This is a genomic window from Streptomyces sp. NPDC015144, assembly GCF_043079735.1.
In the GTDB taxonomy this organism is placed as follows: domain Bacteria; phylum Actinomycetota; class Actinomycetes; order Streptomycetales; family Streptomycetaceae; genus Streptomyces.
The window spans coordinates 1-9,578 of sequence record NZ_JBIBUU010000043.1; the positions used below are offsets into that span (position 1 = coordinate 1).

The following is a 9,578-nucleotide window of genomic DNA, read 5'->3' on the forward strand; positions in this document are numbered from 1 at the left end:
CACCGTCAGATCATCAGCGAAACGCCGGTCACCCGTCGCATCCGGCACATACTTCACACAGACAACGATCCTCAAGCTCACGCCGGCTCTCCTACCTGGTGCGGTTTGTACGGACGACGATATGGCACTCAGTACCCTCTGTAAAGGAACCTGGTGCCAGAACGGGCCTTCCGGTGTTACGTTCCCGGCATGACTGAAGCGCGCAGACCTGCCAAGAAGGCCCCGATGCGGGAGGTGCTCGCCGAGGCGGCCTTCCAGCTCTTCCTGGAGCGCGGCTTCGAGCGGACCACCGTGGACGACATCGTGGCGCGGGCGGGGGTCGGCCGCCGGTCGTTCTTCCGCTACTTCCCCTCCAAGGAGGACGCGGTCTTCCCGGACCACGAGCGGTGCCTGGCCGACATGACCGAGTTCCTGGCCGACGCCGGGGACGCCGACCCGGTGGACGCGGTGAGCGACGCGGCCCGGCTGGTGCTGCGCATGTACGCGGCCAACCCCGAGTTCTCCGTACAGCGTTACCGCCTCACCCGGGAGGTGCCGGGTCTGCGCACCTACGAACTGTCCGTGGTACGGCGGTACGAGCAGACGCTCGCCGGCTATCTGCGCGACCGGTACGGCGACGCGGAGGACGGGGCGCTGCGCGCCGAGGTCGTCGCCGCTTCCGTGGTGGCCGCGCACAACAACGGGCTGCGGACCTGGCTGCGTTCGGGTGGCGAGGGGGACGCGGAGGCCGCCGTCGACCACGCCCTGGGCATGGTGCGCCGGGTGTGGGGAAGCGGGGCCGGTACGAGTGCGCCGGCCGGGGGTGTCGTCGGGCCGGCGGGTGACGGCGAGGTGGTGGTGATGGTCGCCGCGAAGGGGGCCCCGATGTGGCGCGTGGTGCAGCAGATCGAGGCGGCCATCGGGTAGGAGCGAGCCCCCGGAAGCCATGTTCTGGCACTGAGTGTCTTTACGTTTCGGCACTCAGTGCCCTATGGTGCGGACGCGTCGACGCGCACGTACGGCGCGTCCGAGCCGAGCGCAGGGGGTCGACCGTGTCCCAGTCGTCGAATGGCACCGTGAAGGGCACCGCGGGGATGGTGCGGGAGGAAGCCGGCCTGAACTACCACCGGTGCCGATGGTGCGGCACGGCCTCCTTCCGGAAACTGCTCTGCCCGGTGTGCGCGTCGAGCGACCTGAAGCCCGAGCACAGCGACGGACAGGGCGTCGTCGTGCGGTCCGGCGTCGTCCACCGCTACACGGAGGCCGCCCGCAACGAGTCCCTCGTCCGGCTGCCGGAGGGCTTCGTCTTCCGCTGCCGCGTCGTGGGCGCGGCCCCGCACCGGGTGACGGTCGGCGCCCGGGTGCGCCCCGTCGCCGTCGAGGGACCGGACACCGGCGAAGTGGTCTTCGAACTCTGCGACCCGCCCCGCGAGGACTGGCTCTGACGGGACGCCCGTCGGACCCGGCATCCCGCGCTGAACCACCGGCGGGCGGGGCCTACCCGCCGGGCGTGGCCAGCAGCAGTGCCCGTGTCACCCGCCGCAGATGCACCACCACGTCATGGGAGCGCGCCAGGGCGACCCGCTGCGTGGGCTCCGGGTAGGACGTGCCGATGTTGTGGGTCGGGCGGGGGGTGGAGAGCCAGGTGCGGGCGGGGGAGGGGAGCGTGCGGAGGTCCAGGTAGTAGTCGGTGGCGGCGATCGTGTTCAGGAAGTGTTCGGTGGCGTTCCGGGCCGGGGCGCCGAGGGTGTAGACGGTGGTGGCGCCGTCGGGGGCCGAGGCGTTGAAGGAGCCGGTGCCGAAGGTCATGGCGATGCTGAGGTAGGACGTACCCAGCTCGTCGCGGAGGAAGGCGCCCTGCATGCGGGGGTAGCGGGGGTCGGAGGAGCGGTAGGCGAGGTGGCTGTTGTGGGCGGAGACGAGGATCTTCTCTCCGGTCGTCCCGTGCCACCAGGCGACGTTGTCGGCCATGAGGCGGTCGCGGTAGCCCATGGACGCCCGCAGGTCCGTGGGGTCGTCGAAGTCGAAGGCGTAGCCGCGGGCGGTCTGGTCGATGGCCCTGGCGTGCTGGAGGGCCCACGCGCGGGCCTGGCCGGCCGGGGCGGACGACGGCGCGTTGCGGGTGAGGAGGGAGAGCGCCGAGGACGTGCGGGAGGCGAGGGCACGGCGTTCGGCAAGGGGGCGGGTCAAGTAGTTCTTCATGTACGTGCCGGACGAGGTGGTGGGACGCAGGCCGCGGTAGAGCGCGGTGAGGCGGGGGAGCAGGCGGGGCTGGTGAAGGGCGGCGTAGCGCAGGACGCGGTCGTAGAGCTCCGGGCCCGCGTAGGCGAAGTCGTCGCCCAGGAAGCGCACCGGGTCCTTCGGGTGGTGGGTGTTCCACTTCCGGATCCACTCGACGAGGGAGAGGTATTCGCGCGTGTTCCACCAGGCGTACGTGTCCTGGAACTCCTCCCGCATGATGCGCCGAGGGTCGCCCTTGCCGGTGCGTACGTACGCGTCCAGCCGCAGGCCGGTGCTCCAGGACGTCTCCAGGGCGAAGGCGCGGAAGCCCTTCTCCTCCACCAGGTAGCGCAGCACGCGGTGCTTCATGGTGAAGAACTCGTGCGAACTGTGCGTCGCCTCGCCGAGGCCCACCACCTTCGCGTCGCCCACGATCCGCCCGAGCGGGCGCAGGTCGTCGAGGCCGCCGGTGGGGTCGGTGGTGCGCAGCGCGTGGGCGTGGTGGGCCGCCGCAAGGCGGGCCCGATCCTCGGGTGGCGGGAGCGTGGTCGCGATGAGGCCCGCGGCGCAGAGGAGGAGGGTGAGGATGATCAGAAGTCGGTTCCGAGCCATGGGGCAAGCGTGCGGTTCTGGCGCGCATCAGAGAATCCGGCACACCCCCGCATGGGCCAGCCGCTCTCCGGACCATCCTCGTACCGCTAAACCGGTAGGTGCGGTTCCGGCTCCAGGGCGGTTCGCGCGACCCGCCCGGCCTCCGGGACGAGATAGAAGTGGTCGCCTTCGAGGACCGTGAGGGTGAAGGGGCCCGATGTCGCGGTGCGCCACTCCTCGGCCTCCCCAGGGGTGACCTGGGGGTCGTCGGAGCCGATGAGGGCGTGGACGGCCGCGCGCAGCGGGGGTGTGCCGGCGGCGAGGTGGTAGCGGTCGATCAGGCGGTAGTCGTTGGCGATGACGGGGAGGAGCAGCGCGCGCAGATCCGGGTCCTCGAAGACCGCGGTCTGGGTGCCGCCGAGCGCCAGGACAGCCGCCAGGACCTCCTCGTCCGTGCGGGCGAGGGTGCGGGGGGGAGCGCTGCGGGGCGCGTCCGGAAACACACAGACGAGTGACGTGGGTGGCACCCGTTTGCTCGATGCGCAGCAGCGTCTCGTGTGCGACGGCGGCGCCCATGCTGTGGCCGAAGAACACGGTGGGCAGCGGGGGGAGGGCCAGCAGCTCGTCGACGAGCGCCGGCACCAGCTCCCCCATCGTCGTGGCCAACGGGTCGCGCATGCGGTTCTCGCGTCCCGGGTACTGCACGGCGAGCAGCTCGGTGCCCGGCGGGGCGTACTGGCGCCAGCCGCGGTAGAAACTGGCCGCGCCGCCCGCGTGGGGAAAGCAGACCAGGCGATGGGTGGGCGCGGTGGGAGTGGTGTGGCGGGTGAGGGAGGAGGTGGGCATGCGGAGAGTTCCGTTTCTTCAGCCGAGAAGGGCCTCGCCCAGCGGGGTGAGGCTGTGGACCGCCAGGTTCTGGCGGCGCTCCGTCGTCACGAACCCGGCGCGGCGGAGGATCGTGAGGTGCTTGCTGGCGGACGGGCTGGAGATGCGGAGCCGGTCGGCGACCTGGCCCGTGGAGCCGGTCTCCCGCAGCGCCCCCAGGACGTCCGCCCGGGTCCGGCCGAGCAGCGCGGGCAGGGCCGATTCGCCTTCCTGGCCCTGCCACAGCGCGGCTGCCGGCTCCGCCTCGGGGACGACGTTGTAGACCAGGACCGGTGTGCCCCGCCAGCCCATGCTGTCGTCGATCAGGATCGGGTGCGGGGCGAAGAGGGAGGGGGCGAGTGCCATGCCCTGGCCGGCCAGGTTGGTGCGCCGGGGCGGCTGGGCGGTGTCGACGCGGAGCAGGGGGGCTTCCCACCGTATGGCGCTGTGACGGTTGTTGAGGATCTGCTCGACACCCCCGTCCAGCATCTCCCGTCCGCAGGCTTCCCGTTCAGCCATCAGTAACCGATGAATTCCGTCCCAGAACGGCTCCACCGCCACCCGGTGGAACGCGTCCGTTTCAGGTGGAATCGGCGAGGTCAGCGTTTCCACCAGAGAGGTGGAGCGCGTCTTCGGCAGTTTGATTCCGGCCCGTCGTAATCTGCTCCGCGCGGTGCGGCGCCATTCAGAAAGGGTGCCGCGCTGCTCTTTCGCCAACTGCCCCCAGGCCAGATGTGTTTCGAAGGCCGATCCCAGCGTTCCGATGATGCGGATACGGGCCAAATCCTCCAGGCCGAGGCATATGTCCAACATGGCGAACCGCTCCCCGTTTGGTCAATCCGAGACTGTATCGACGCTATATCGATGTGCGGAGTGTCAGCGCCATTTCATGGAAACGTTGAGACTTCTGTAGCCCTGAACCAGATTCGATCGAATCCAGCGCACCTCGCCAGCCGGTTCGACCGACCGTGCCTCGGCCGTCAATTGGGTCAGCAGCTCCTTCAGTTCGAGCCGGGCCAGCGCCGCGCCCAGGCAGTGGTGCGGGCCGGTGCCGAATCCCAGGTGGCGGTTGGGGGTGCGGTCCGGCACGAAGCGGTGCGGGTCGGCGAAGAGCCGCTCGTCGCGATTGGCCGCCGCCAGCCAGGCCACCACCGCCTGGCCCGCGCGGATCTGCCGGCCGCCGATCTCGCAGTCCTCGGTGGCCACCCGCAGCACGTGTGCCGCGGGGGAGGTCCAGCGGACCACCTCCTCGACCGCCCGGTCCGCCAGCTCCGGATCGGCGCGCAGCGCGTCGAGGGCGCCGGGGAACGACTGGAAGGCGTGGAAGGCGCCGGTGATCGAGTGCCGGGTGGTCTCGTTCCCGCCGATCAGTACGTTGTCGCAGTTGATCAGCACGTCCTCGGTGCTGAGCCGGCCGTCCGCCAGCAGCGCGCTGACCAGGTCGGTGCCGGGCTCCTTCTGGCGGCGCTCGATCAGTTCGTGGAAGTAGAAGAGGATCTCGGTGTGCGCCTCGGCGGGGGTCATCTTGTCGAAGCTGCTCTCCTCCCCGCCGAAGGCGTGGTTGGTGAGCTGGATCAGGTGCTCGCGCTCGCTGAGCGGTACACCGATCACTTCGCACACGATCGCGGCGGGGAGCCGCGGGCCCACGGTGAGTGCGATATCGGTGGTTTCCTCCGAGCGGAGCCGTTCGACGATCTCGCGTACTTCCTGCTGGAGAACGGAATGCAGTTCGGGGGCGCGCAGGCGCGAGAGAAACGGTCCGATGAGCCGCTTCAGAACGGAATGCCAGTCCCCTTCGCTGACCACCAGCATGCGGCCGCCGGAATGGTCGGCATGGTCGGCGTCGAATCCGATCATCATGCCGTACTCGGAGGTGAAAGGCGCTTTGGGGGAGAGGACGGCGGAGACGTCGCGGTGGGAGAAGACGGACCAGAAACCGGACGGGGAATTTCCGGGTTCGCTCCAGATCTTCGCGTCCGACCGGATGTACTCCTCCCACATGCCGAAACGGGCTTCGGTGGTGTAAAGGTCGGGACTGGCCAGATCAATAGTCATGCCGAGCGGTCTCCATCTGTCTGTCGGAGGGGGAGGAGTGAGCGGCACCGGCACCGGTACCGGCACCGCGGGGTCACACCGTGTCCGGTGCCGGCGCCGGTGCCGGCTCCGGCGACGCGTCCGCCACGGGTTCCGGTACGTCGCGCAGGGCGGGGCTGAGCGTGGTCAGCAGGGCGACGACGGCCATCACGCACGCGCAGCCCAGCAGCCCGGCGGAGCGGCCCGTCAGATCCAGCACGATGCCGCCCGCGAGCGGAGCCACCGCGCCGCCGCCCCCACTCGCGACGGCGGCGGCGCCGACCACCCGGCCCCGATGGCTGTCCGGGGTGAATGCCAACTGCTGCGTGGTGAAGAAGGCGTTCGCGGTGGGCGCCACGAAGGCCACCGCGCCGAGCAGCACCCCCGGCGTCCAACTGCCGGGCAGCACGGCGATCCCGACGGTGAGCACCACGAACGCCCACAGGACGACGTAGACCGGCAGGGCCCCGCCCAGCAGCCGCTGGAGGAGCGGTGCCGCCAGGGCGCCGAGCAGGCCGCCCACTCCCAGCAGCGCGGCCATGAGCCCGATGAGACCGGTGCTCATCCCGCTGATCCGTGCCGACGCGATCACGATGAAATAGATGACGCCGAAGAAGAAGTTGGTCGCCGTCGCGCAGGCCAGCCCTACGCGCAGGAACGGATGGCGCGCGATCCAGCGGACCCCTTCCAGGAGTCCCCGCCCGCCCGCACCGGACCGGTCGTCGGCGGGGCGGACCGGCGGCTGCCGCTTCAGGAACAGCAGCAGCACCAGACCGGCCAGGTGCGCGAGACACCCCACGGCGAACGGGAAGGCGCTTTTCACCGCCAGCAGGAATCCGCCCGCGGAGGTACCGGCGAGCTGGCCCCCGTACGTCCGCGCCGCGTTCATCGCCACCGCGTCGGAGAGCCGCTCGGGGGCCACCAGGCTCGGGATCATGGCGTCGCCCGCCGCCATCGTCAGAGCGGTGGCCGCGCCGTTGACCAGGGCGATCCCGATCAACGCCGGCATCGAGACGGCGTTCGCCCACAGCAGCAGGGCCAGGGAGCCGAAGACGGCGACCAGGGCGGCCTGGCACCACAGCATCACGGTCCTGCGGTCGTACCGGTCGGCGACGGCTCCGGCGGGCAGCCCCGCCAGCAGCATCGCCGTCGCGTCCACGAACCCGATGATCCCGGCCTGCGAGGGCGAGCCGGTGAGCGCGAGCACGATCAGCGGCAGCACGATCAGGGAGGTGCTGTAGGCGAACTCGGCGAACGCCGAGCTCATCCACAGCAGCGTGAAGCCGCCCTTCGGACCCTTCTCCGCGGTCCTGCCCGGCATCAGCCGAGCAGCCGGGAACGCGACTTCGACCGCACGTACGTGCGCCGGATGTCCCGCACCAGGCTGGTGCGCTTGAGCCAGCGGTCGGTTCCGTCGTACCGCGGCGTGAAGGTGTCCCGGCCGTGGATGGCCTGGTAGTTGTCGACGAAGACGGCCTCACCGGGACCGAGCACCACCCGCTCGGCGGCGTCCGCCAGCAGTTCGGCGGCTCGCTCCATGACCAGCTCGGCCTCGCTGTCGCCGGGCACCGGGCTGGTGAAGTCGGCGTCGATCCGCAGGTACGGGGAGTCCTGGGGGCCGAAGAGCACGGAGGCCACCTCGTGCGGGCGCTCCTCCAGGGCCGGCCGGGTCCCGGTGGCGGGCAGCGGAGCCGTCTGGTGGGAGTCGTCGGGGAAGAACCGGAAGCGGTCCTGGTGCAGCACCTCCCGCAGCGGCTCCTCGAACTCCACCGATCCGACCAGCGACACCGTCGTGCCCACGGCGTCGGGGTTGCGCAGGCACATCAGGGCCACGTAGTCGCCCCGGCAGGCGTGGAACACGTCCTCGGTGTGCAGCGTCAGCTGCTGCTGGCTGCTCGCGCTGGTCAGGGAGTTCTCCAGTCCCTTGGACGGGCAGACGTCATGGACCAGCCGGCCGTTCTGCTGGTTGTTCCACCCGAAGGCGTCGCCCAGCACGGAGCCGACCAGCAGCAGCACCAGCTCCTCGCGGATCGCCGCACCCTCCTTCTCCGCTACCTGCCAGCTCGACGGGGTGGGGACGAGATCCTCGTCGACGGGGAGGTTGGACACGACGACGATGGCATCCTCGGCGGCTCGCGCGCGCACCAGGAACCGGCGCACCCCCACGGGCAGCCGCTCGGCCTCCTCGCGGATGTCGTCCACGTATTCCAGCGGTGCCCAGACCGGGTGCGTGGCGAGGAACTCATCGGAAATTCGGGCGAGTTCGACCTTCTCGGCGTCACTCAGAACATAGCGAGCCACAACAGCAGCCTTCCGGTAGGGCAGTCAGTTTCCGGCCGCTGCGGCGATCTGCCGCAGGGCGGTGGCGAAGTCGTCCGCCAGCCGGCGGACGGTGGAGGGGGAATGGGCCGAGGGGGCGTGCATCCACTCGATCCGCAGCCGGCCGTCGCTGACGGCGGCCACGACGTCGATCAGGTGGGGACGGGCCTCCCCGGGCGCCTGGTCGGCGCCGAGGCCGTCCAGCCGGTCCCGGACGAGTCCGCCGCCACCGTCGGCGTCGTCCCACTGCCCCAGGTAGTTGAAGCTGATCCCAGGGCGCGGGGCAGCCGCGAGCGCGGCACGGTCCGGGTGGTCCGGCTCCCGCAGGTAACGCAGGGCGCCGTAACCGATACCGCGGCCGGGCACCTTGCGCAGGGTCTTCTTGACGGCCTTCAGGGCCTCGCCCCAGGGGCCCTCCGGCACCTTGAGCGTGACGGGGTAGATGGTGGTGAACCAGCCGACCGTCCGGGAGAGGTCGACATCGTCGAAGAGCTCCTCACGGCCGTGGCCCTCCAGCGCGACCGCGACCGGCCCGCCCGCCCACTGGTTCAGAACCCGTCCGAGGGCCGCCAGCAGCACGTCGTTGATCCGGGTGCGGAACGAGGCCGGCGCCCGGTGCAGCAGCGCGTCCGTGGTGGCCCGGTCCAGCACGACGGACTCGACGGCGACGTCCCCGTACGTGCTCCGCGCCGGCCCGTCGGAGGGAAGGTCCACCGCGCCCGCCGACGCCTTCCGCCAGTAGCCGGTCTCATGGTCGAGCGCGCCGGAGCGGACGTGGTCGGTGAGCCGCCGCGCCCACTGCTGGTAGCTGCTGGTCCTGGTACCCAGGTCGACGGGGTGCCCCGCGGCGAGCTGGGTGTACGCGGTGGCGAGGTCCTCCAGGACGATGCGCCAGGAGACCGCGTCCATCACCAGGTGGTGGACGGCGAGGAACAGCCGCGGCGGAGTGTCCGCGCCCGGCATGCGCAGGAAGACGCCCTTCACCAGGGCTCCACCGCGCAGGTCCAGGGCGCGCTGGGCCTCGTCGGCCGCGTCGTGCAGCGCGGCCTGTGTGCCGTCGGCCGGGATGTCCCGCACGGTGAGCATCCCGCCGGGGCGGTCGCCGTACTCCTGCGTCCAGTTCCCCGCACCGTCGTCCGCGTACCGCATGCGCAGGGCGTCGTGGTGGTCGACGGTCGCCGTCAGCGCCCGCGCCAGCACTCCGGGGTCGGTGTCCGGCGCCAGGACGACGTGGACGGACATCGCGTACCGGTCGGGGGCCGTGGTGTGCCCGTCGAAGAACCACCGCTGGATCGGCGTCAGGTCGACACCGCCGGCCACCGGGCCCGTCGCGTCGCTGTCGTCCGTAGCCGGCTCGGCCTGCCGGACCATCGGGGCCAGTTCGGCGATCGTCTGATGGGTGAACATCAGCTTCGAGGTCAGTTGGAGACCTGCTCGCCGGGCGTGGGAGACGATTTGGATGGAGAGGATGGAGTCGCCGCCGAGGTCGAAGAAGTTGTCGTGGATGCCGATGTGGTTGGTGGTGAGGATGT

General features: G+C 70.8%; 8 protein-coding genes and 2 pseudogenes. 2 read left to right on the top strand and 8 right to left on the bottom strand.

Features of this window, described 5'->3' with window-relative positions:
- A pseudogene (locus ACF08W_RS34775) lies at window positions 1-81 on the bottom strand (electron transfer flavoprotein subunit beta); the annotation flags it as partial.
- Between the two features lie 144 nt (window positions 82-225).
- On the opposite strand from ACF08W_RS34775, the gene ACF08W_RS34780 reads away from it, so the two are divergent.
- Window positions 226-906, top strand: coding sequence for a TetR family transcriptional regulator (locus tag ACF08W_RS34780; protein ID WP_392281741.1), 681 nt, complete (start codon window positions 226-228; stop codon window positions 904-906).
- A 167-nt stretch (window positions 907-1,073) separates the two neighbouring features.
- Window positions 1,074-1,424 (top strand): Zn-ribbon domain-containing OB-fold protein, encoded by a 351-nt coding sequence (locus ACF08W_RS34785; RefSeq protein ID WP_392281747.1) that lies wholly within the window; start codon window positions 1,074-1,076, stop codon window positions 1,422-1,424.
- A gap of 52 nt (window positions 1,425-1,476) precedes the next feature.
- Here the strand turns inward: ACF08W_RS34785 and ACF08W_RS34790 are convergent, their stop codons facing one another.
- The 7 genes and pseudogenes from ACF08W_RS34790 to ACF08W_RS34820 all read right to left on the bottom strand — a co-directional run.
- A complete protein-coding gene (locus ACF08W_RS34790; RefSeq protein ID WP_392281742.1) occupies window positions 1,477-2,811 on the bottom strand; it encodes an erythromycin esterase family protein in 1,335 nt (444 codons plus the stop codon).
- Between the two features lie 86 nt (window positions 2,812-2,897).
- A pseudogene (locus tag ACF08W_RS34795) lies at window positions 2,898-3,636 on the bottom strand (thioesterase II family protein).
- Window positions 3,637-3,654: 18 nt separating this feature from the next.
- Window positions 3,655-4,173: a winged helix-turn-helix domain-containing protein gene (locus ACF08W_RS34800; protein WP_392281743.1), complete on the bottom strand. Its 519-nt coding sequence runs from the start codon at window positions 4,171-4,173 to the stop codon at window positions 3,655-3,657.
- A 357-nt stretch (window positions 4,174-4,530) separates the two neighbouring features.
- Window positions 4,531-5,709, bottom strand: a complete 1,179-nt coding sequence (locus ACF08W_RS34805) for a cytochrome P450 (protein WP_392281744.1) — start codon at window positions 5,707-5,709, stop codon at window positions 4,531-4,533.
- 73 nt (window positions 5,710-5,782) lie between these two features.
- Complete coding sequence (locus tag ACF08W_RS34810) at window positions 5,783-7,048, bottom strand: MFS transporter (protein ID WP_392281745.1); 1,266 nt, start codon at window positions 7,046-7,048, stop codon at window positions 5,783-5,785.
- On the bottom strand, window positions 7,048-8,028 hold the full coding sequence (locus ACF08W_RS34815) for a TauD/TfdA family dioxygenase (RefSeq protein WP_352281178.1): 981 nt from the start codon (window positions 8,026-8,028) through the stop codon (window positions 7,048-7,050). Before ACF08W_RS34815 ends, ACF08W_RS34810 begins: the two co-directional genes overlap by 1 nt.
- Window positions 8,029-8,052: 24 nt before the next feature.
- The coding region (locus tag ACF08W_RS34820; RefSeq protein WP_392281746.1) for a condensation domain-containing protein at window positions 8,053-9,578 on the bottom strand (1,526 nt) is incomplete at its 5' end.

Excerpts from the sequence above, each read along its gene's own strand:
- ACF08W_RS34780 (WP_392281741.1), top strand. The coding sequence starts at position 226 with ATGCGGGAGGTGCTCGCCGAGGCGGCCTTCCAGCTCTTCCTGGAGCGC.
- ACF08W_RS34785 (WP_392281747.1), top strand. The coding sequence starts at position 1,074 with ATGGTGCGGGAGGAAGCCGGCCTGAACTACCACCGGTGCCGATGGTGC.
- ACF08W_RS34790 (WP_392281742.1), bottom strand. The coding sequence starts at position 2,811 with ATGGCTCGGAACCGACTTCTGATCATCCTCACCCTCCTCCTCTGCGCC.
- ACF08W_RS34800 (WP_392281743.1), bottom strand. The coding sequence starts at position 4,173 with ATGGCTGAACGGGAAGCCTGCGGACGGGAGATGCTGGACGGGGGTGTC.
- ACF08W_RS34805 (WP_392281744.1), bottom strand. The coding sequence starts at position 5,709 with ATGACTATTGATCTGGCCAGTCCCGACCTTTACACCACCGAAGCCCGT.
- ACF08W_RS34810 (WP_392281745.1), bottom strand. The coding sequence starts at position 7,048 with ATGCCGGGCAGGACCGCGGAGAAGGGTCCGAAGGGCGGCTTCACGCTG.